The sequence below is a fragment of the Vreelandella sp. DA03-1M genome, assembly GCF_055725665.1.
In genome coordinates this window covers 825,462-847,690 of sequence record NZ_CM146798.1, presented here as the reverse complement: position 1 = coordinate 847,690, position 22,229 = coordinate 825,462, and the positions used below count along the sequence as shown (strand labels likewise).

The following is a 22,229-nucleotide window of genomic DNA, read 5'->3' as shown; positions in this document are numbered from 1 at the left end:
AACTAGTCGGCACCTTGATGGGGTCTAGCCCATCTCATCTATTTCCCGACGAAATAGCCAGCCTGGATAGCTCAATTATGCGGTCACGCTGGAGCGCTAACTTACCTAAACCCTGTAGCGAAATAGTAAACAATAAGAGACACACAGGGCACCGTAGTGTCAGATACAATATATAGAAAATAATTTAGAGGGTGATCACTTTGAAAGTAAGAGAATTGATGGGGCAGACCGCTAAGCTCTACTACCTTAACAACATTAATATAATCATGGGTCGAAACGGCTCAGGAAAGAGCCGCTTCCTACGTGACATTGAGGATAGAGTTAACCAAGATAAAAACCATTTTTACGTTCGCTATGTCAGTCCGGAACGGGCTGGGTCATTTAAGCGTAATGGGAGCGTTTTCACAAATATGAATGACGACCCCGAATGGTTACGGAGTACAAGGGCTGTTAACCAAGCCGACAACTTCAAAGCCGCTTCGGCAATGCTGTTCCGCGAAGCTGAGACAATTTACTTGCGTCGACTCGCCAACACGCCGGAAATTCGGAATGATCCAGAACGCAATTTTCACACAGACCGGCTGAGCAAAGTAAACCAACTCCTCACTAATATCTCACTTGAAATAGGTCAAGCCGATTTTGAGTTTCGCTCACTTACCAATGGCCAAATAATCTCCCCTGATAAAATTAGCAGCGGCGAATCAGAAGCTGTAGCGCTGGCCGCTGAGATTCTATACTTTTTCGATACAATAGACCCTGCGAAGTTCAACGTACTCCTACTTGACGAGCCGGACGTGCATCTCCACCCTGACCTTCAAGCACGTCTTGGCAAGCTAATTATTGCTATGCTTGACGAGTTCAAGGACTACGAAGATAGTATCGCTGTATGTCTCTCCACACACAGCTCTCCGCTAGTCTGCTCTCTAGCTGCCTCACCATATGTGTCTATCGGTACCAAAAGCTTCTCGGTAGATACGGTCAAACTTAAGCTGGCAAGTACCGAGCTTCGTAAGATTGCTCCGTTCTTTGGGCACCCTCTCTCGCTTTCGCTTAGCGATGACGCAGCATTGATACTCGAAGGAGAGGATGATGAACGCGTCTGGCAGCAAGCAGCTCGAACATCGCAGGGCCAGATCAACGTCTTTCCGGTACTAGCCGGTAGCGTCGACCAGCAGGGCGAACTAGAAACTTTCTGCATCAACTTGCTCCGCACACTCTACGACAACCCGATCGCATTTTCCCTTCGCGACGGCGACGGTATTGTTAACCAGCCTCTCGAACATCGCTTTCCTCTCGAACGCTACCGCCTGCAATGCTACGCAATCGAAAATGCTCTTCTGACTGATTCATGTCTTGCTGTGATGGATACGACTTGGGAGGGCTTAGTCACTGCAGCAACAAAATGGGCAAAAGACAACCCGTCACACAGCGACATTACTTTGATTGAAGAACTATTCAGATCGGTCGACCGCCTACGACACAAGAAGATCAAAAAGATCCGTCAGCTAATCTGTGCAATCGTCGGATGCAAAAAACCCTGGGAGGTCGTGGTTGGGCAGGCAATCGGAGCACTTACAGAAAAAGATCTTGAAAATTCAAACATGCTGATCGACTTCCTTGGCTCAGATATGGTAAGCAACATCATATTAAGGGACGCTACTAATAAATAAGTCTCTGTGGGATACCATGAAGGCACCTAGTTGATAATCATCATGGTATCAGTACATGTATCATGGCACGTTATTTTAACGTGCCATGAAAAAGGCCATTAACGATATAAAATAAGCAACCTATTCAATTTTAAAATCAATCAGTTAAATACTCACTCCCACTCTAACATCAATGAAACAAAAATACATTTATATAACAGTCAGTTAGAAAGACACACTTTCTCGATACCATTATCTATACCATGCTCAGATTTTTTTGATTCTTTGCTGCTCGCCGGCGCTTTAGTTCTGCCTTGGCCCAAGCTGAGGATTCAGCCATGTCCCGACGCAGCTCGGCTAGTTCACAGGGAGTCAGTCGGCGCACAGCAGGGCTAATGTCCAGGTTTCGTTTCTCATTCATGGCTATGCCTTTGGTCATCTGCGCAACTGCACTTGAAGAATTATACAATATTTTGTATGATCACGCTATGGTATCCGGTTATCCTCGACAACACAACCAAACACACGAAGGAGCGCCAAGCATGGAAGTCCAGGTCAAGAGACTCGAAGGAAGCTGGGATCTTGGCTATGCCCTGCACAAGCACACTCTTTCGAGTGTTCCTATAGGGCATAACGAATATGGGTATCTCCAGTTCGACACCACCCGCTCGGAACCAGGGGAGGCCCTATATCAACTCAAATACCGGAGCGACTGGACACAGGTGGAACCGCTGGCTGCGCAAGTGCAAACGACATTGCTGCCCCTGTTCGGAAAAACAGACTTGATCATCCCCATGCCTGCGTCAACCACACGCGACCGGCAGCCGGTGAATGAGCTTGCCAAAGAGCTAGGTCGAATTACCGGAATCCCAGTGTTCGACAATATTATTGTGAAAGCTCCCGCACCAGCGGGCAGTCCACAACTCAAAAATCTTAATAACCGCGAGGAAAAAGACGCGGCATTGCAGGGCAGGTTCAGCATCAACCCAAGCATCAACAATGAAGGCTGCTGGAACGCACTGCTGCTCGATGACCTGTTCGACACGGGTGCGACGATGGACGCGGTATGCCAAGCGCTACGTACCTATCGAAAGATCAACCAAATCTATGCAGCCGCAATTACTTGGAAATAGGCCATGACCACTGTATTTATCGCCGGATCAATATCTATCAGCCGCTTGCATGAGAAGGTGCAAGAGCGGATCAACAGGATTGTTTCATCGAACTTCAAGGTCGTTGTTGGCGATGCCGATGGCGCGGATGCTTCTATTCAAGAATGTCTACGTACCTACAATGCTAGCAAGGTCACGGTTTATTGTACGGGCGAAGCACCGCGCAATAACATCGCTAGCTGGCCGGTACATCACGTACAGTCGAAGGCCCGAGCTGGAACTCGCGCCTTCTTCACGGCAAAAGACCTGGAGATGGCCAAGAACAGCGATTACGGCTTGATGGTCTGGGACTGCAAAAGCACCGGCACTCTCAGCAACGTTATCGAGCTATTGAAGGAAAAGAAGAAATCTGTTGTGTTCGTCAATAAGAACAAGGAATTCGTGACCATTTCTGATAAGTCTGGACTCGACCACCTTCTTACATTCATGTCTGCCCATGCACGCGCGAAGGCCGAAGGAAAGATTAATCTATCAGAAAAAATATCAAGCCTTTCCCAAGAACAATTGTCCCTTGATGTTGCTGACGCGGAAACTTCACCAGTCAAAAAAACCAAGTTGGAAGATCAAGATACCATCGAAAAAAACTCTGCTTACAATGAGAACATGAAGCTACGCGAAGCGCTTATGTCCGCGCTAAAGGAACACATTACTCGCACTCACCTAAGCCAGTCACAGGCCGCCAAGGTTTTCGGCGTGACACAACCCCGCATTTCAGACCTCACAAGAGGAAAAGTTGATCTGTTCGGCCTCGATGCTCTTGTTAACATGGCTGCAACGGCAGGCCTCCGGGTCGAAATGCAAATACGCGAGACAGTTTGATGAAACATCAGAAGAACCAAACAGCAGCGCTGAAAAGTGCTGTAGCAACTGGGGAGCGAAACGGGGAGGTCATGGCTCGGACCTCGGCATAACAATTTTGGTCATGACCTTTCCCATTTCCTCCTGCGTAGCCTCAATCTTGCTGAGGACAGCGAGGATAGTTGCCTGGCCGAATTGAGCCGTACGTATGTCATCTGTCAGCCACAGCTTCAATAGGCCGCCCAAGCGGCCAAGATCACCATTGATCCTGGCCAACTCCCGGACCTGCTCATAATCCATCACGCCCGAGATGTGATACCCCTGACCGACTTCGCGTAAATATCGCGCAGCACTCATACCAGCTCGCTTTGCTTGCGCCTCAATCAGCTCTTTCTCCTCGGGCAGGCAGTACACCTTAATAGGTGTACTGTTTTTCCTCGTTATTCGTTTTGTTATTTCACTCATCATCTTCTTCCTTAGCCTGTCGGATCGTTGCTATCGCCTCCTGGAAGTCCTCCGGCGTCGCTCGGCCTGTTTCGGCCTGGTAGTACAAGACCGTGAACATATTGGCGACGGCTTCCGCGACGGGCGAAATCTGCTGGGCGGTTTCCTGATCGATAAACTCCAGGGCAGCCAGCTCGGTCGCTGCCTGATGAATTGCTTGCTGAACTTCGATATTATGTGTGGTTGTCATGTGTCACCTCTCTGACAGGTGGTATGTGGAAATGCGGGCCGGTGCACCATCACCGGCCCGTGTGCTTTTAAAGCCCGTTGCGGGAAAAACCGGCAGCCTCTGAAAACGGGGTACTTCCGGTCCCAGCCCCTGCATCGTCACTAATGCGCGTGTTGCTCGATGCTTCCACCCGGACAGTCGGGTCCGGACGGTTCACAAAGGCTGCAATCTCCGCCTCAGCGTCTTTCTCTCCCTCGGTCGTTGGTTCGACAACCGACACAAAAGCCGTCTCTGTGGGGGCCTCCTGAGCTTCGTCGAGCATGTCCAGGGCAACCATGAAATTACGTTGAGTCATCGTGGTATCTCCTTACGTGGCCTGCTGGCCTCGGTTCACAAAGCTGGCAACCTCTTCATTGCGCTCCTGCTGGCGTTCTTGGGCATACGAAACGTAGTCCTCAACGTCGAAGGTGTGCTTTTCCGAGTCGCGTTCTTGCCATTCAGCGTGTGACTGGCGGGCCTTGTCCTGGTCCTCGCTGGACAGAGCATCAAAACCTCCTAATTGGTTTACCCAGCCGCCGCCGTCGCCACCGCTCAAGCTATCGCTATCGAACGACGGTGAAGCACCGTCCGCCTCAGCATTGCTATCGCCCTTCGGCTCCATGCTTTCGCGGATCGAGGACGCCAAACGACCGCCGGCAGTCTGGTTTACTTTGTCCTGAAACTTACCGGCCATCTTGGACCCAGCCCCTTTAGCCAGCTCACCCGCCGTACCAGCCACCAAGGAAGCCGCCCTGCCAAAGCCACCACCTGAAGAGCCAGATCCCCCAGACGGTGAAGAACTGGTAAAGCCCGCCGCCTGAGCAAACGGGGTGTCACCTGTGCTCACGTTATCGCTGTCAGTGTCGCTACCACCCCAGCCGCCGCCGGTATCACCGGAGCCACCACCGCCGAAACTCGGCATGTCTCCCCCGGACATATTGGACTGCGCCTTGGTAAAGGCGGCTTTGATGGCACTCGCCCCACCTACGGTGTTCGCCGCACCTCCCAGCATCGCCGCACCGGCCATTTTGGCCCCGGCCACTCCCATACTGGCCGCTGTCATAGCAGCCCCCATGGCAGCCCCGGCACCAAAGGAGCCAACCCCCATAGAGCCGACGCTACCGCCAGTCACTAGGCCGGAAATCATTGAGGGAATCTTGTTCACCAGGAACAGCAAGATCAGGGATATAACGAACATGACGGCCAGCTCCTGGCTTGCCATGTTCTCCGCCCGCATTTGGCTGTGGTAGTCCACGAGAAACTGCCTGCCGATAGCAACGATCAGCACCATTGCCAGCAGTTGTGCCGCCAAACCAAGAATGGCCTTGTAATAGTTGATTGCCATGTCCGAGGTCCAACGCGAGCCACCAAAGCCCAGGAAGAACACCCCGGCATAAAGAAGTATCCAACTGGCCGCCAAAAGCAGCAGCAGGTTAACGGCAATAAGAGCGAGAACCACCAACACGGCTAGAGCCATCAGTTCCATCACTAACGCGGTCGGAAACTGTCGCCAGCTTAGCTCTGAAGTGGCCTCGACAGTCTTATTGTAAAGTTCGAACCCCATATCCAGGATGCTCGATGGTCCAAGAGTGCTACTACCCAGCCCCCCGGCCTCGGCACCAAGTTGCTGCAATGAAGCAATGATGGTTCCGGCGATATTCATGCCATGGGTGGCATTGGAAAGCAGCCACCAAAAAAAGCCGGTGAACATGATGAAGCGGACGAGCTCGGCAAAGAACTCGCCAATGTCGGCCTTGCGCAGTGCCATCATGCCGAACGTCCAGACCATCGAAATTACAACCAGCGTCCAGAACAGACGGGTGGCAGCCGCTTCAATGATCGGTCCCCATGTTGATGCAGCGGCGTGGAAGCGGTCTAGCACATCATCCATGATATTGCTGCTGGACAGCTCCTGAGCCATTGCCGTATCGGACAGCATGACGGCGGCCATCACACCCAATCCGCCAAAGACAAATCGTTTCATGATGCCCTCCCTCAATATCTGTCGGGGGAGCTGGGCTTGAACTCCCATTCACCCATCTGCTGAGCTTTGTGGAAAGATTCGCACTCGGCAGCAAACGCCTGGCGTTTCGCTTCACTGCTGATCTCGGTAAGGGCCTGTTCATAGGCATTGCCGGTGCAGGTCGCTTTATTGGGTTCCGGTGGTGTGTCCTCGCACCCGGTCAGCAAAACAGCAGCAACAGCCACAAGTGGGACAATCTTCTTCATTGCGGCTCTCCTTAGTAGCGGTCTGCTGAGCTGGGTTGGTATTCCCAAGTGCGAAGCTGCTTTTCCCGGGCCTCCCCTCTGGCACTGTCATCCAGTTCAGATGCCAGGCGTGTCGCTTCGGCATTCTGCTGGGCAATCAGCAAGCTACGGATTTGCAGGAGCTGGTTGGCCTGATGGCTGGCGAGCTGGTTGGCGTAACCAATGGCGGCCAGTTGTCCGTCTGCACCTTGAGCGGCAGATTGCAGGCGGGTGAGCTGACGGGCATCAGCTTCCAAGTTGTCTTGCTGCTGTTCCAAACCCTTAAACAGTGCATCGTTGGCCTTCTTCTGCGATTCAGACGCCAGGCGGCGGTTCTCGGCCATCGCGATCCGTTCGGCATCGCTGCACCCCGCCGACGAGAAGCACGGCGAGCTGCGGTAATAGGCCACGTCCTGGAACTTGCCCAGGTAGGCATCGAGGCTGCCAAGCTGATTTTGGTAATAAGCGAGTGTGTTGGTTGCCTGGTTCAGGTCATTGATGGTGCGCTGCGCCTGGTCCCAAATATGGGCCGCCGGTGCCATCGTGTTTTGTAGTTGGTTTTCGTACTGCTGGAGTTGGGTTTGGTATTCCTGAATCTGCTTGAGCGTCTGCGCAACCGCTTCCATCGCGGTCATGATGTTCTGCGATAGGTTTGTGCCATCAACTACAGGAATACCGGCGTGGACAGGCTGCAAAGTGCAGGCCGTCATGGCGACGACCAGAGCAATTTTAGCGGCTAAATTTTTTCTTTTCACATTTTGCATTCGTTGTTCTCCATTACCAATGAATGCTTTATCGTGCCTTTCAATGCATAACGTATAAGCTCAATAATTGGACATAAAAGTTGACATGGAGAAATTTAACCCAACAACTCCTACGGCGGCAGCCAATGGCCTCGCAGAGCAGGATTACCGTTGAGCGCCCCTGGCGCGAATAAGGGAGAGTGAAGATAGTTAATCGGCTCCGCCGATTAGCTAACTTCACCTATCCTGCCCGCCTTTCGTCGTTGTTTACGCCAAGGAAAGTGTTGCCGCGAAAATCTGTTTTTTAGTGCAAACCATATAAAATCGCTTGTTCACCTTATTGCTAGAACAGAAGCACAAAATAAACGCGTAATATCAGGCAATTACTACGCTAACGCGGGGGTTTACACAGCAAACAAACACAGGAATACACAGCTTTACCAATTCAGGAGGGATAGCGCCCCTCAAGTGTCAATGAAACGTACGAGTGCTAGCAACTCATCGAATGTAGAGCGCTGTATTCCATGGGTTTTCAAACTCACTAGACACTCTCGTCGGCCTTTTCTTTGACAGTTTCAGATTGGTATCGGTTGGGTCATAAGGTCAGGAAGGACCGCTATCAACACCCTGTGCGTGTCGAGCCGCTAGCGCCCAACTTCGGACAGCTTTTCGGGCACAGCGACAATGCGGATAGGAAATGTAGTGTTGTAGTATGTTGTATGGTGCTACTACATACTACAACCTAAAAACCGTACATATTTTTAGCCTACTACCGGCTTAAGTGGCTATTCATCTTGATGCATTGAATACGGCTTTCTAAGCCGCCCAGAGAGGCGCTTCAGGCATCGCCTCCGGCTACCCCTAGTCGGCCTCTGAACGACGCTCCTGGAGCTTATAAGGCGGCTTTGGTCGTCCTTCGGACGGATTGAACGCCAAGAAGAGGTGATAGCCCTTTGCGAGGAAGCAGAATCAGCCACCCTCTTGGCGTTAAAACATCGGCCGTAGGCCGATAGATATTCAACCTCCAGCACCCAGCTGGAGGTTGCTGGATATCCTGAGATATCCTGAATATCCTGCCAAAACAGCCAAAAATCGGGCGGGTGTGAGTCACTACCGGGCGGGTGTGAGTCGCCATCGGGCGGGTGTGGGACGCTATCGGGCGGGTGTGAGGCGCTTTATCCTATTCTCAGCATCTATCGTTATTCCAACTTCATGCAATTTTTCCGCATCTTCCCTAAGCCTGGAACGTCCATTTCGCATCTTCTTACTATTGATTTTTTCACCACAGACTGCGCGAATGAGGGTATCTACATGCCACCCTCCGACTGGGTCATTCTTGTGAGTCAAAATGTGTCGAGCAACCGCCTGGCTAATCCCGTGCCGCAAGCGAGCAATAGGGGCTGGGTCGTAGTACAGGCTAAGATCATGCTCCAATAGCATGACCAAGGCGATACCAAGCCGAACTCTCCACAGATTCCGCTCGCCTCCCGTCAAGGGATCAGGACGTGTCATAGGTGAAGGGATAACATGATCGATCAAGCCGCCGATTATCGGAAAATCGAACTGTGGCGTTTCAATGGTTACGGTTGCTGCTCGTAGCTCTGTCAGAAGCTTCTCAAGCTGGGAGGAACTATACCGGCTGTCCGACAACGTTTTCCGTACTTTGGCAGGGTCTACCAAAAACTCTACACCACCATCTGACACATCTCGGCGACGTTCAGCACAGTGCAAAATAGCCTCAACAACATCTGCGTGCCGCTGGCCAAGCCTTCCCTTAATGCGACAACGGCCAAAGGATGTTTCCATCCAGTTGGCCTCCATCAGGCTCGGGCGCTGGCTGGCCTGGTAAAGCATCACTCGTGCCTGTGCACTGGTACTAGTTGGAGCGACCTTGTTACCAGTTGTCATCAGCGCCTTCCATAACAGCTTTCGATTTCTTGATCGGCAATACTCCTTTGGCCTTACGCTGCCTCTCCAGCACGGCAGGTTTCAGCACACCGCCCTCGTGACGCCGGAACCAACGCTCTGCGAAAGGAGAGCCATAATTCGCCTTGCTCACGCCATAGCGGACGAAGTACCCACGCTGACTATCATCAACACCCCATTCCTCAGCCTCGGTTTGCGTCATGCCAGACAGATACGATTGCCAGCGAATGTTATCGACCAGAACAGACGACCCACGGCTGGCCTGTTGCTGGTCACCCGCACCAATCATGGCGGCGCTCTTACTGGCATGGTGCAAAAATACGATAGAGCACCCCGTATCGGCGGCAATGGCCTCCATACGTCCGATCACTTGCGCCATTGGGCCGCTGGCGTTTTCATCTTCAATATGAAAACGACGTAAGGTGTCCAGGATCATCAGGCGACGGCCTTCAGCCGCTCGCTTAAGGCCATCGAACCAATCGAGACACATGATGTTGGGGCACCTTCCTATCAGCGGCTCAATCAGCAAGCCTTTAGCAACGGCTTGCCGCTGCTCGGCAGTGAGATGTGCCCCAAGCGCATGTAATCGGTGATGGATAGCAGCAGGAGGGTCTTCTGCGGGGAGATAGATAACTCGCCCAACAGTAAACTCTCCGACTTCCAGCAAGTCCGGGCCTCCAGCGATCTGCATGGCAAGCTGTAAAGCCAACATGGATTTTCCGGCACCACCTGGTGAAACCAAGGCTCCCACCGTACCGGCAACCATGTTAGGTAAAACATAATCAAGAGGCGGCGGCGTTTCCGAAAAGGCCGCCATAAGATCAAGGGCCATACTGTTAGGCCTCTATGGTGTTGCCAGGTCGAGCTGCCTGGATTCCAGACGACTTGCGCTCTTCAATCCATTGCTCTACTTCCGACAAGTCCCACGCGACGTTTCTTCTGGTAAGTGCAATTCGGCGAGGGAACTCACCTCGCTTCTCCAAGTTGTAAATTGTCCGTGAGGAGAGAGGAATCATTTCTAAGAGCACTTTTCGATTGATCAGCGTCTTGTTTGCCATTGCTTGCATACTTGTGCCTCCACTTACTTATGAAAGCTCTATGGTGCCCAGCAATGCCACTTGATTAAGCCTATAAATTGGCTAAAATGGTTGACATGAAAAATGAATCAAGCATCGTCATCTGGGAAGGTTGTGCCCCAGTCGTCACAGAAGCTATCCAGCGGTTTGAAGAACGCTGGCATCCTTACTCTGCGTCCTCAAGACGCTACCCGATCGTGCGCTTGATAGAGGAAGTCATCGATCCAGCCCTGGCAACCTACATGGATACCCTTCCAGGAAGCTACGCTGGCCATGTTCCTGGAGCCGGAGCTGGACTAGGATTCAGCGCTATCATTCGAATGGTAGGACTTGAAGCCATGGTGCGAATGCAACGCCAATTACTGCGCCAGTTCATTAAGACAGTAGAAAAGAAGACTACGACGGACGAGCTCTTCATAGCGACTCTCGAATCCTTGATTGGGCTGGTTTGGGATTGTGCTTGCAAGCGCCCCAAAAGATCATCCTCTACGAAAGGCGTCAACTTAAACGCACAACGTAAACACGATTTTTGCGAACTATGCGGAAACCAAACAGAGTTCACAGCATTCATGACGACAGTAGAAGGTCAGCGTATCAATGACGTTGAGTTAGAGGGTCGTAAGAAACTTGAGCTCAGCCACCAGTACTGCGAAGAGCATAGACCCAAGTTGGCAAATGGTGACTGGAACCCTACTTATAGACAGGCAAAACGCTCTCTAACGCAATTTAATATCGAACTCTCACGGCTGACCCATCAGTGTGCAAACCGGTCCAAGCCTCACGCCATGTCAGGTGATGAGTTGATTGACAGCTACTTCTTCCAATTAATGCTACGTCTAACTTTTCAGTCAGCCGACAAAGCAGAATTACGCAACCTCGCCCGCAGGATGGTGAACTGTAAGTTATCTGATACTAAGAAAAAAATGCTGGTACTCAAGCAGTCTGGACTCAGCCAGACTGAAATTGGAAAAAGAATACTGAACGCCAAGCAGCAGCCCATGACACGCCAAGCTGTGTCTAAAGCATTGGGCTCGATACGAGAAGAATTCCTATTAGGAAGCGAAAATTTTAGCCGCTAAAATTTCCATAATGAATATTAACTACCTTCATCAATTGAAATTTTAGCGGTTTAGTGTATGGAGCACATACCAATATCAAAAAATGAGGCCTCAATCTCAAAGCTGGACTCATGAACTATTTAATTTATCCCCAGAGATCTTGATAGCTTGGGCTATCAGATAAAGGCGGCGGGGTCGGAGTATGAACCTGAACTGTTAGCGGTATCGGGAAGTCAACACCTATAATTGTAAGCTCACCTTGTTTCAAATTTGGAAGAAACGAAATGATTGATTTGTCGGCTTCTCCGCAAGCCCGCTCTACGATCTCACGATCATTGCTGTTTGTAAGTCTATGCACAAGTAAAGTTCCCATTTGACTCAATACCCCCTCTGTAATATCTCTCGGTCTCTGAGTCGCAAGACAAACATTTAAGCCGTACTTCCTGCCCTCCTTTGCTATTATTTCAAAAGCATCTAATTTAACACTATACTCCTCAAACCCAACTCTCTTCCCAAGAAAATTATGCGCTTCATCTATTACAGTCAAAATTGGTCTACTAGTAAATAGCTCCTGACGGGCAAACCCAAGCAATTTTCTTCCTATTACATTTGCAAGGATTTCTCGAGCATTGAACTCATAGCTAGTACTACTCAAGCATAATCTCAGAATTTTTTTATCCGACTCCAGGAAAGATTTAATCGTATCTTCCAAAGATGGTAGTTGCTCATCGCTAAATACAGACGAAAATGACTTTGAGTGTATTACACCGAGTATACGAGTGAAGAGAGAGGAGCAATACGACACCTCATTGGCATTCTGATTTCCCCAGCTCCCGTCAGAATTTACATAATGGCATTCCTCCTGAATTTGAGAAACAATCTTTTTAACATCAAACGGCTGTGAAGGCTTATCTACAAGAGATGCGTTATTGTTCGATCTCATAGCCGCTCGATAGCGATCTTTAGATTGATTGATTTTTTTTATTACTCCGTTATCCGCAGCTTCTGGAGCCAACGATGCAAGTCTAAGACTTTTAATCGCAGCTCTAAGCTTAGGTCCCTGCACTCTTCCAGATGGTTCAAAAAGTGTCAAGAAATCAGACTCTTCAAAATCGGTAGGTGGTATGAGAAATGGCAAAGACTCTATGTTTTTATTTAACGGCTCTCCTAAATGCATATGTTTTGTGTATGCACTTGGCAAATTCCGATACTCTCCAGTCGCATCTAGTATTATAATTTTTGCATTTTTGAACCTCGCACACTCTTGAATTAAACGAGCCGTAGTCCAACTTTTACCACCACCAGTAGAGCCTAATATAGCACAATGCCTTCCGAACAATTTCTCTGGTGTTATTTTTACACTATCCAAACTTGAGTCAGAAACTTTACCAATATCGATCGATACACTTTTACTCCTTATGCTTAGGTAGTCGTGATCTGTAAGTTGAGGAAGAATAGATAGAAATTGAGTTGTAGCTGAATATACAACATCGCCAATTCTTGGGTAGCTTGTCACTCCCGCCGTAACAGATAAGCTCCTGATATCGACTGACCCCAATATCTGCACATAAGCAATTGCATCAAGAGATTCTGATTTTACTGCGTGTGGATGCAATGATGTCCTATCTTTTTCGGGAAGCCTTATATCTATTATCTTACCAATGACAATTACCGTTTGACCTTCTATAAGGACAATTTCCCCTACCTCACCACGACCATATCGACCTCCTTGGTGATAAGATGCCGATCTTAAACCAGCGTGTGATAGATTAATTGTAATCCCACTTGAACTGACTCCCGAGATCAAACCGATGCGTAATGACGAATCAAGTATGTTAATATCAACTTCACTCATCAGGCTGACCTCCTACTTTTAATGAAAATATAGACTCAGCCAACTGCTCTGCAGGGCTTAATGCGATAAGGTTTGGTATAAGACTTACCATTTCATCAAACGATGAATTTATAAATGTCACATCCGCGCCCTGGCTAGACAAATCAGAGAGTAATTTCCAATACTTTCCATCTTTCTTTATTTGATCGCATGCTGCAAAATCGCAAACAATTAACTTAAAACTAGGATTAGATTTTACCGCTGCCAATATTGGCTCAGACAAATGATCATCATTAAACCCAAAGCCACTGACAACCAAACAGCTATTTGCTTGGCGAAGGTACTCAAGAAATCTTGATAACAGCTCTAGATGTGGCTGAATAAATGCTTGTTGATATTTACCTTTTGCAGGATAAACAAGGCAAGCCTTGTCAGGCTCTGGTGAAGAAACTTCAAATATATTACTATCATCTCTTTCCCAGCTCACTGAGCCGTGAAGTTTATAAAGCTGGATAACACCCTGGATAAAATTATGCTCATCTTTTTTTCTATCAACAACATCGTAATTGAAATACTTCCCATCAAACCTTCTTTTCCTTGTATAGGAGAAACCATCTACAACCATCATCCCAAGTTCTGAGGATGCTTTTTCAAAACACATATCATAATTGGTTGTAAATACTTTAAGTCTTGGATCGCGAACTCGACGCTTTGCTAGCTTTCTCAATAGCTCAGTATAGGATGATATGTCACTATCCTGCATATTTAAAAATTCTGAGCACTGATTCAAGACATTCAATTTGACATCACTAACAAACTCTTTGACGTCAACATCATCAAAAACAACTTGATAAGCATCACAACTAGATAAAAAGTGCTCAATATTTGGCTCGTCAAAATCTTTATAGTTAACCTTCTCACAAATTTCTTTTGCCTTCTGGGTCATAAGAGATATATTATCTTCTAAATCATTATCTTCCCCATCAATAAACATTGACTTTACCCAAAGGTCCCACATCCGTGGCCCCCGAGTCTTCCCAAGCGAGGTGCCACTACCCGCAAAAAATGCTAAATTAGGAAGCTGGAGCGACTTCTGAAGAACAGTAAAAAGATTTGTTCTCGCATTTCTTATTTCAGCCTGCTGTTCATCATCAACCTCTGTTAACCCCTTAACTTCCTTATAAGTTTTTTCATTCAAAGGATGCCAAGTTAGACTTCCAGGATAGCGAACGGCTAATCCACCTTTTTCGATTTTACAATCGGAGAGCAAAGGTGATGATGTCGATAAAAAACCTTCTCTTTCCTTATCCATTTTCAAACTCCATCAAGTATATTAATCCATCCCAAAACATCGAACATATATTTATATATGTCATACCTTTACGATTTTATCGTATCCATCCATCAATCATGTCAGCCCAGTCTTGCAACATCGATGTACGCTGCTCTCGATACTCAGCTTTGTTATAGATCGCCCTCACACCTTTTTGCTCATGTGCCAGGCATTTCTCTATCCAGTCGGTGTTGTAACCAGCTTCATGGAGCAAGGTACTGGCTGTTCGTCTCAGGTCGTGAGGGCCGAATTTAGCAAGCGGTTGCCCCTCTTTCTGAGCCAGCTTATAGGTCATCGTCATCACCCGGTTCAGCGTGGCACTGCTCATGGGGACGTCAGAATCGTAGCGTGACGGCAGAACATACTCCGATCCTCCTGAGAACGTCTTCAAAGCGATGAAGATGTCCATGGCCTGCCTGGATAGAAACACCAGGTGGGGGTTTCGCCGCTTCATCCGTTCCTTGGGGATCGTCCAGAGCGCTTCGCTGAAGTTGATCTCACTCCAGGTGGCATTGGTCAGCTCGCTTTTTCGCACCATCGTCAACAACAGCAGTTTGACCGCTGCCCGGATCGATGGTGATGTGCCAATACGCCCCATGTACTGGTACATGGTCCTGATTTCTTCGGGTGTCAGGGTTCGATCTCTCGGCTCAAATCTGGCAATGCTTGCTGGCCTCACCAGGTCTGCCGGGTTTTCGACCTTCTGACCCCGCTCAGTCGCCCAGCGGTATACCTGGAGTACAATCTCACGCGCATGAACCGCCGTAGCAGGCGCACCGCGCTCTACGATGGCATCGGTTAGTGCTCGCAAGTCCTCGTGGGTGATTTCGGTCAGCTTCTGATTGCCGAATTTCGTTTCTAGCTCTCTCGTATAAACCGAGCGGCGCATATCACGGGTAGAGTCGGCCATCTGGTAGCCACGTAGCCACTTTTCCGCCCAGGCACCAAAGGTTTCAGCCCCTTTAACACGCGCCTTGTCTCGAGCCTTCTCCTTCGCTGGCGACTTTCCATCGGCGACCATCCGCTTGGCTTCACCTAGTCGCTCACGGGCTTCTGCCAGCGTGATCCCCCCAACGCCATAGCGGCCAAAGGTGATTGTCTCTTGCCTGCCATTGATCGAGTAGTTGTAACGGAATGAGATAGAACCGGCAGGAGTGACAGCCACATAGAGGCCATCCCGGTCATTCACCTTGTAAAGTTTATCCCTCGGCTTGAGGTTGCGCAGCTTGGTATCGGTCAGCAAGAGTCTTATCCTTCTTCGATTCCAATACCATGCTGGAAGATCACCCGAAAATCAGGCCATAAAATCAATAAAAACAGATAGTTAAATAACTCCGATACCATGAACACACAGGATCAAGCAGCATGGTATCGGCTATCACTCATGGCATCATGTCTCGATAATACCACCTTAGATACCACGCTCAAGCGGTGCTTCCCGCTGCCATTAGTTGCCAAATACTGCCAGACACAAAAACAAAAAAGCCCATGAAAACATGGGCTTAAACGTCATTTAATGCCAGTTAGTACCAGCGAGTGCCTAACGGGTGATCATTCCCACTCAATAGTAGCAGGCGGCTTGCTGGAGACATCATAAGTAACCCGCGAAACCCCTTCCAACTCATTGATAATCCGATTAGAAACCTTCTCCAGCAGCTCATAGGGCAGGTGCGCCCAGCGGGCGGTCATGAAGTCGATGGTTTCTACCGCGCGTAGCGCGATGACCCATTCGTAGCGGCGGCCGTCGCCGACGACACCTACCGATTTCACCGGCAGGAACACGGCGAAAGCTTGGCTGGTTTTTTCGTACCAGCCGGAGGCGCGTAGTTCTTCGATGAAGATAGCGTCGGCATCGCGCAGGATGTCGGCGTAGTCTTTTTTCACTTCACCCAGAATACGCACGCCCAGGCCGGGGCCGGGGAACGGGTGGCGGTACACCATATCGTAGGGCAGGCCGAGTTCCAGGCCGAGTTTGCGCACTTCGTCTTTAAACAGTTCGCGCAGCGGCTCGACCAGCTTGAGCTTCATGGTTTCCGGCAGGCCACCGACGTTGTGGTGGGATTTGATCACGTGCGCTTTGCCGGTTTTAGAGGCAGCGGATTCAATCACGTCCGGGTAGATGGTGCCCTGGGCCAGGAACTCGACGCCATCGATCTTGCTGGCTTCTTCATCGAATACGTCGATGAAGGTGTTGCCGATGATTTTGCGCTTGGCTTCCGGGTCTTTCTCGCCCTTCAGCTTGCCGAGGAACAGGTCTTCGGCGTCTACGCGGATCACCTTCACGCCCATGTGCTTGGCGAAGGTTTCCATTACCTGGTCGCCTTCCGCTTTACGCAGCAGGCCGTTATCCACGAACACGCAGGTCAGCTGGGTGCCAATCGCTTTGTGCAGCAGTGCGGCAACTACGGAAGAATCTACACCGCCGGAGAGGCCGAGCAGTACGTGGCGGTCGCCGACTTGCTCGCGTACGCGCTGTACCTGGTCTTCGATGATTTGTGCAGGCGTCCACAGCTTTTCGGCTTTGCAGATATCCAGCACGAAGTGCTCAAGAATGCGCTGGCCCTGCAGGGTGTGGGTCACTTCCGGGTGGAACTGTACGCCGTAGAACTGCCTCTCTTCCCAGGCCATGGCGGCAATCGGGCAGCTCGGCGTGGAGGCGGTCACGGTGAATTCAGCGGGCGCTTCGGCGACCTTGTCGCCGTGGCTCATCCATACGTCCAGCAGGGCTTTGCCGCTTTTCGCGTCTACGTGGTCTTTGATGTCTTTGAACAGCGCGTTATCTTCGTCGATCTGAATCTGCGCGTAGCCGAATTCACGCTGGTTGGAGCCTTCTACCTTACCGCCCAGCTGCTCGGCCATGGTTTGCATGCCGTAGCAGATACCAAACACCGGCAGGCCCATTTCAAACACGCACTGAGGCGCACGCGGGGAGTCCAGTTCCGTCACGGATTCCGGGCCACCGGCCATGATAATGCCGTTGGGGTTGTACTCGCGGATCTCTTCTTCGGTGATATCAAACGCGCGGACTTCGGAGTAAACACCGATCTCGCGAACGCGGCGGGCGATCAGTTGGGTGTACTGCGAGCCGAAGTCGAGAATCAAAATCTTATGGGCGTGAATGTCACTCATGGCGGGGTCTCGGTTAAGCGGTGTGGGTGCCGCTGGTAAGGCCAAAAAGCAAGCGGCGAGCTGTTGTGCCCGCCGCCGTTTTAACTAACTACGCTGGTTAGCTCACCCGATAGTTGGGAGCTTCTTTGGTGATCTGCACGTTGTGAACGTGGGATTCGTTAAAGCCAGCGCCGGTAATCTGTACAAACTCCGGCTTGGTGCGCATCTCCTGAATATCGCGGCAGCCGGTGTAGCCCATGGAAGCGCGCAGCCCACCCATCAGCTGGTGGACAATAGCGCCCATCATGCCTTTATAGGGAACGCGGCCTTCAATGCCTTCCGGTACCAGCTTCTCGGCGCCTTCGCTCTTATCCTGGAAGTAGCGGTCGGCGCTGCCCTGGTTTTGCGACATGGCGCCCATGGAGCCCATACCGCGGTAGGCTTTGTAGGTACGGCCCTGGTAAAGCTCGACTTCGCCGGGTGCTTCTTCAGTACCGGCCAGCAGGCCACCGACCATCACGGCGCTGGCGCCAGCGGCAATCGCCTTGGCCAGGTCACCGGAGAAGCGGATGCCGCCATCGGCAATCAGCGGAATGTCGTACTCTTTGAGCGCTTCGGCCACGTTGGAAACCGCGGTGATTTGCGGTACGCCTACGCCTGCCACGATACGCGTGGTGCAGATTGAGCCAGGGCCGATACCGACTTTGACGGCATCCGCGCCCGCTTCAGCCAGCGCACGGGCCGCGGCGGCGGTGGCGATGTTACCGCCAATCACTTGAATGGCCGGGAAGTTCTCTTTGATCCAGCGAACGCGGTCGATCACGCCTTTAGAGTGACCGTGGGCGGTATCGACGATAATCACGTCTACTCCGGCTTCGACCAGTGCCGCGACGCGATCAGGGGTTTCCGGGCCAGTGCCTACGGCGGCACCTACCAACAAACGGCCATCGCTGTCTTTGGCGGCCATTGGGTAGGTGCGGGCTTTTTCGATATCCTGGAAGGTCACCAGGCCACGCAGGTGGAACTCGTCATCCACAATCAGCATTTTCTCGATGCGGTGTTCGCGCATCTTGGCTTTGCTGGTTTCGAGATCGGTGCCTTCCTTGACGGTAATCAGCCGCTCGCGGGGAGTCATGATGTCCGCTACGCTGTCGCCGTGGTTAGGCTGGAAGCGCATATCACGCTCGGTCACAATACCCACTAGCGTCTCACCTTCCACTACAGGGAAGCCGGAGAAGCCATTTTCACGGGCCATGGCGAGCAGGTCTTCGAGCTTGGCTTTAGGGCTAACGGTGACCGGGTCTTTAACAATCACGCTTTCGTGCTTTTTGACCTTGCGCACCTCAGCGGCTTGCTGGGTCATGGCCATGCTCTTATGGATGATGCCGATGCCGCCTTCCTGGGCCATCGCAATCGCTAGACGCGCTTCGGTAACGGTGTCCATCGCGGCAGAGAGCAAGGGAATATTGAGCGAGAGAGTGCGGGTCAGGCGGGTTTTGAGGCTGACATCCTTGGGGAGGACATCGGAGAAGCCGGGAACGAGGAGTACGTCATCGAACGTTAGTGCTTCTTGGGCCATACGTAGCATAGCGGCAACACCCTGATTGAGAGGAAGTGGGGCGTGAAAGGTTAATCCCCTATTATAGCGTTTTGAGGGGTGTCCCAGCAATGCCACTGCCCCCACTCTACGTCACTGCTTCTGCTTGGCTCGCTGCTAGCGCATATGCCGTGACAGTCAGCATCCTGCGGTTAATGTTAGCCTATACGTCATTTAGCTCTACAGAAGTGTCAGGTGGCAGCAATGGATGAGACGTTAATTTCAGACTCACAGCTGACTATGCTGGCGGGTGATGCGGCTTTTGCCCGTGGGGTTCAGTATTACCAACAGGGCATGGTGATCAACTGGGATAAAAGCGGTGCCATCATTAGTGCTGAAGTCGAGGGCAGCGAGCTTTATCACGTGGCATTGAAGTTAACCAAGCGTGGCTTAACCGGGGGGTGTAGTTGCCCCGCCTCCGAAGGCATTGATTTCTGCAAGCACTGCGTTGCCGTTGCCCTTGCGTACCGCGCCGAGCAAGCCAAACAAGTACAGCTGGTAGAGGGCGACACTTCAGATCGCATTCACGCTTACTTAGAGTCGTTAGACAAACCCTTGCTGGTCGAGGCGCTGCTATCGCTTATTGAAAATGACCCAGTACTGCATCAACAGTGGTCGCTGAAAGCGGATGCTGCACTTGGCGTGCTGGATCACAAGGCGCTGAAAAAACGCATCACTGCTGCGCTTCCCATCAATCGCGGGTTGTTCCGCTATTCTCAAGTGAGCCACTATTTCAGCAAGGCAGAAGCCGTTATTGAACAGCTGGCCGAACAAGTGCCGCAGTTGACTGCAGAGCAAAGTTTGGCGTTGGTGGACTACGCACTCGCGCGTATGGATAAGGCGCTGGAAACCATTGATGACTCCGGCGGCTTCCGTTTCCACTGCGAACACCTCTTACACACTTTGCATATTCAGACCGTGCAACGGCTCGATTGGCCTGCCGACAAGCTAGCAGGCTATCTGTATGAAAAATCTTTTGGTGGGGAAGAGGATCGATACCCGCCCATCCCCGATGCCTATTTGGATGTGCTGAGCCAAGCGAGCCAAGACGCTTACCATGAGCGCCTGCAGCAAGCCCTGGATGCGCTGCCGAACCAAGCGGCCACCATGGAATGGGAGGATCGCTACCGCTTGATTCGCCTGCGTGATCCTTTGCTCAAACGCGCTAAAGCCGCCGGAGACCTACCCACTATATTGGCGCTGTATCAGAAAACCATCAGCGATGAGAAGGATTGTTTAGAGGCCGCTGAGCAGTGTATTGAGTATGAAGCCTGGGATCAGGTAGAAGCGTGGCTAACCTATGCCGCTAAGTGCGAGAAACAAAACGGCTATCACTGGCGCCTTGAACGCAACCGGCTTGAGATACGCCTTAAGCTGCATCGCGGTGAAACAGACGCAGCGGCGGAGCAACAGTGGGGGATCTACCAGCACACCCAGCAGTTGGAGGATTACCGGCAGCTCGTGGCGCTAATGGAAGCGCATGACCTAGTCGTCGATTATCGCCAACGCGCCTGTGACTGGCTATTAAAATGCATCACCCAGCCGTCGAAGAAGATGCCCTTCTACCAATCACAACAGGCAAAAGACAGCTTATTGGAAATTTACTTGCACGAGGGACGTTTGGACGATGCCCAAGCATTGTGCACTGAGCACCCAGTATCAGCGCACTTGCTGTACCAATTGGCCAAAGCCTTACCATCTCCTGACGCACGCCTACCGCTGTATCTGCGGTTGGTACGGCTGTATGTGGAACAAACCAACAAGCAGGGATATCGCCAAGGCATCGCATTGCTGAAAGAGCTGAAAAAGAGCCTGGAAACGCCAGCTCAATACACCGCTTTTGCGCACATGCTGACGCAGTTACGTAATGAATTTAAGGCCAAGCGTAACTTCATCAAATGGTTGAATGAAGCCTTTCCAGACACGCACAAATAAGAGACAGCCGTCAGCCAACTCAACCAGCGCGCCTAGCAGCCCCTTGAGCGCGATGTGGGCGAGGTGTGAGTGGAGGGTGATCTCTCTAATGTTTCCCGCCCGGCACCGGGGCATGTCTATTTCACGTTGAAGAATGACCGGGCGCAGATTCGCTGGGCGCTGTTTCGTCAGCGAGCCTATAAAGCTTCTTGCCAACGTTCGGGGTAGGTCATGAGCGTTTGGATTTCTTCGGGTGCAGGTAGATCACAAATCACTTGATCAAACTCATCAAGATGAGCAACACGTTGGATACCGCGCTGGCATAATTTCGCTGACCCCATAAGCAGCACTTTACGGCCAGCGTGGCGCATCATGGTTTGTTTTACTTCTATTTTTTCACTATCGAAGTCGAGCAGGTAACCCTCTGCATCTATGCCTGAAACGGCAATCATCGCCACATCCAGCCGATAGCTGGCCAGCTCTTTAATGGTGCGCGACCCAGTCAGCGCCCCATCCCGCCCCGCCACCTTTCCGCCCACCACATGAATATCGAACAACTGATGCTGGACAGCGAGCGCCAGCGCAGCCGTTAGGTTATGAGTGACCACGTGCAGCCTTTTACGGTAGTTCAGTAGCTCGCGTGCAACGTGATCGCAGGTTGTGCCCGTATCCAGAAACAGCGCCTCGCCTTCCTGCAACTGCGATACCGCTAGGGTCGCCATACGCCCCTTCTCTACCTGCTGCGAATCCTGTTTGGTGGCGTAGCCAAGCCTAACCTGGGGTTTTTCGATCCGAGCCCCGCCCCGAAAACGCTGGAGTACGTTAGCGTCACACAATTTACGAATGTCGCGCCGCACCGTTTGTGCGGAACAGTTGAGCCGCTGGGCAAGAAATTCGATCGAGGCATGCCCATGTAATTCAACCAAGGCAATTAACTCGCGATGGCGTGGGTTCAAATGCGCTAGGTCTGTCATCGGTAACCAACAATCCTTTAATAAAAAGTTCGGCATTAACGTGTATGTCATCAAATTGACACAGCGCGGCGCGACCATAACGATCAAA

20 protein-coding genes and 1 pseudogene are annotated in these 22,229 nt (G+C 51.1%); 6 read left to right on the top strand and 15 right to left on the bottom strand.

Going from position 1 to position 22,229, the window contains the following annotated elements; translation table 11 throughout:
• Positions 1-218 precede the first annotated feature (218 nt).
• The 3 genes from ACXUPB_RS04000 (at position 219) to ACXUPB_RS03990 (ending at position 3,640) form a co-directional block, all read left to right on the top strand.
• A complete protein-coding gene (locus ACXUPB_RS04000; protein ID WP_472955501.1) occupies positions 219-1,670 on the top strand; it encodes an AAA family ATPase in 1,452 nt (483 codons plus the stop codon).
• 521 nt (positions 1,671-2,191) lie between these two features.
• Positions 2,192-2,782 carry a ComF family protein gene (locus ACXUPB_RS03995; protein ID WP_472955499.1) on the top strand — a complete coding sequence of 197 codons (591 nt, stop codon included), beginning with the start codon at positions 2,192-2,194 and terminating at the stop codon, positions 2,780-2,782.
• Between the two features lie 3 nt (positions 2,783-2,785).
• Positions 2,786-3,640: a helix-turn-helix domain-containing protein gene (locus tag ACXUPB_RS03990; protein ID WP_472955497.1), complete on the top strand. Its 855-nt coding sequence runs from the start codon at positions 2,786-2,788 to the stop codon at positions 3,638-3,640.
• A gap of 69 nt (positions 3,641-3,709) precedes the next feature.
• On the opposite strand, the gene traJ is transcribed toward ACXUPB_RS03990, so the two are convergent.
• The 9 genes from traJ to ACXUPB_RS03945 all read right to left on the bottom strand — a co-directional run bounded on the left by traJ (position 3,710) and on the right by ACXUPB_RS03945 (position 10,263).
• Positions 3,710-4,084, bottom strand: a complete 375-nt coding sequence (gene traJ, locus ACXUPB_RS03985; protein ID WP_472955495.1) for a conjugal transfer transcriptional regulator TraJ — start codon at positions 4,082-4,084, stop codon at positions 3,710-3,712.
• Positions 4,077-4,313 carry a type I toxin-antitoxin system ptaRNA1 family toxin gene (locus tag ACXUPB_RS03980; RefSeq protein WP_472955494.1) on the bottom strand — a complete coding sequence of 79 codons (237 nt, stop codon included), beginning with the start codon at positions 4,311-4,313 and terminating at the stop codon, positions 4,077-4,079. Before ACXUPB_RS03980 ends, traJ begins: the two co-directional genes overlap by 8 nt.
• A 67-nt stretch (positions 4,314-4,380) precedes the next feature.
• The gene (locus ACXUPB_RS03975; RefSeq protein WP_472955491.1) at positions 4,381-4,647 is read right to left on the bottom strand and encodes a hypothetical protein; all 267 of its coding nucleotides are present in this window, start codon (positions 4,645-4,647) and stop codon (positions 4,381-4,383) included.
• 12 nt (positions 4,648-4,659) lie between these two features.
• Entirely contained in the window at positions 4,660-6,315 is a 1,656-nt protein-coding gene (gene trbL / locus ACXUPB_RS03970; protein WP_472955489.1) for a P-type conjugative transfer protein TrbL, read from the bottom strand.
• Between the two features lie 11 nt (positions 6,316-6,326).
• On the bottom strand, positions 6,327-6,560 hold the full coding sequence (trbK, locus tag ACXUPB_RS03965; protein ID WP_472955487.1) for an entry exclusion lipoprotein TrbK: 234 nt from the start codon (positions 6,558-6,560) through the stop codon (positions 6,327-6,329).
• A gap of 11 nt (positions 6,561-6,571) precedes the next feature.
• Positions 6,572-7,342: a P-type conjugative transfer protein TrbJ gene (gene trbJ / locus ACXUPB_RS03960; RefSeq protein WP_472955484.1), complete on the bottom strand. Its 771-nt coding sequence runs from the start codon at positions 7,340-7,342 to the stop codon at positions 6,572-6,574.
• A gap of 1,131 nt (positions 7,343-8,473) precedes the next feature.
• Complete coding sequence (locus ACXUPB_RS03955) at positions 8,474-9,229, bottom strand: hypothetical protein (protein ID WP_472955482.1); 756 nt, start codon at positions 9,227-9,229, stop codon at positions 8,474-8,476.
• Positions 9,216-10,079 carry a helicase RepA family protein gene (locus ACXUPB_RS03950; protein WP_472955480.1) on the bottom strand — a complete coding sequence of 288 codons (864 nt, stop codon included), beginning with the start codon at positions 10,077-10,079 and terminating at the stop codon, positions 9,216-9,218. Before ACXUPB_RS03950 ends, ACXUPB_RS03955 begins: the two co-directional genes overlap by 14 nt.
• Before the next feature lie 4 nt (positions 10,080-10,083).
• On the bottom strand, positions 10,084-10,263 hold the full coding sequence (locus ACXUPB_RS03945; RefSeq protein WP_472956688.1) for a helix-turn-helix transcriptional regulator: 180 nt from the start codon (positions 10,261-10,263) through the stop codon (positions 10,084-10,086).
• Between the two features lie 137 nt (positions 10,264-10,400).
• Between ACXUPB_RS03945 and ACXUPB_RS03940 the strand changes: the two genes are divergently transcribed.
• Positions 10,401-11,402 carry a hypothetical protein gene (locus ACXUPB_RS03940; protein WP_472955479.1) on the top strand — a complete coding sequence of 334 codons (1,002 nt, stop codon included), beginning with the start codon at positions 10,401-10,403 and terminating at the stop codon, positions 11,400-11,402.
• Between the two features lie 124 nt (positions 11,403-11,526).
• Here the strand turns inward: ACXUPB_RS03940 and ACXUPB_RS03935 are convergent, their stop codons facing one another.
• From ACXUPB_RS03935 to guaB, 5 genes are all read right to left on the bottom strand, one after another.
• On the bottom strand, positions 11,527-13,236 hold the full coding sequence (locus ACXUPB_RS03935) for an ATP-binding protein (RefSeq protein ID WP_472955477.1): 1,710 nt from the start codon (positions 13,234-13,236) through the stop codon (positions 11,527-11,529).
• On the bottom strand, positions 13,229-14,527 hold the full coding sequence (locus ACXUPB_RS03930) for an SIR2 family protein (RefSeq protein WP_472955475.1): 1,299 nt from the start codon (positions 14,525-14,527) through the stop codon (positions 13,229-13,231). The genes ACXUPB_RS03935 and ACXUPB_RS03930 overlap by 8 nt, the downstream gene beginning before the upstream one ends.
• 76 nt (positions 14,528-14,603) lie before the next feature.
• Complete coding sequence (locus tag ACXUPB_RS03925; protein ID WP_472955474.1) at positions 14,604-15,791, bottom strand: tyrosine-type recombinase/integrase; 1,188 nt, start codon at positions 15,789-15,791, stop codon at positions 14,604-14,606.
• A gap of 308 nt (positions 15,792-16,099) precedes the next feature.
• Positions 16,100-17,677 carry a glutamine-hydrolyzing GMP synthase gene (gene guaA, locus ACXUPB_RS03920; RefSeq protein ID WP_179916691.1) on the bottom strand — a complete coding sequence of 526 codons (1,578 nt, stop codon included), beginning with the start codon at positions 17,675-17,677 and terminating at the stop codon, positions 16,100-16,102.
• A gap of 97 nt (positions 17,678-17,774) precedes the next feature.
• Positions 17,775-19,244: an IMP dehydrogenase gene (gene guaB, locus ACXUPB_RS03915; protein WP_035564359.1), complete on the bottom strand. Its 1,470-nt coding sequence runs from the start codon at positions 19,242-19,244 to the stop codon at positions 17,775-17,777.
• 213 nt (positions 19,245-19,457) lie between these two features.
• On the opposite strand from guaB, the gene ACXUPB_RS03910 reads away from it, so the two are divergent.
• Positions 19,458-21,188, top strand: coding sequence for an SWIM zinc finger family protein (locus ACXUPB_RS03910; protein ID WP_179916690.1), 1,731 nt, complete (start codon positions 19,458-19,460; stop codon positions 21,186-21,188).
• A 6-nt stretch (positions 21,189-21,194) separates the two neighbouring features.
• Positions 21,195-21,365, top strand: a pseudogene (locus ACXUPB_RS03905) (exodeoxyribonuclease VII large subunit); the annotation flags it as partial.
• Here ACXUPB_RS03905 and ACXUPB_RS03900 read toward each other — a convergent pair.
• Entirely contained in the window at positions 21,365-22,141 is a 777-nt protein-coding gene (locus ACXUPB_RS03900) for a DeoR/GlpR family DNA-binding transcription regulator (RefSeq protein WP_179916689.1), read from the bottom strand. The pseudogene ACXUPB_RS03905 and the gene ACXUPB_RS03900 sit on opposite strands and share 1 nt — an antisense overlap.
• Between the last annotated feature and the right edge of the window lie 88 nt (positions 22,142-22,229).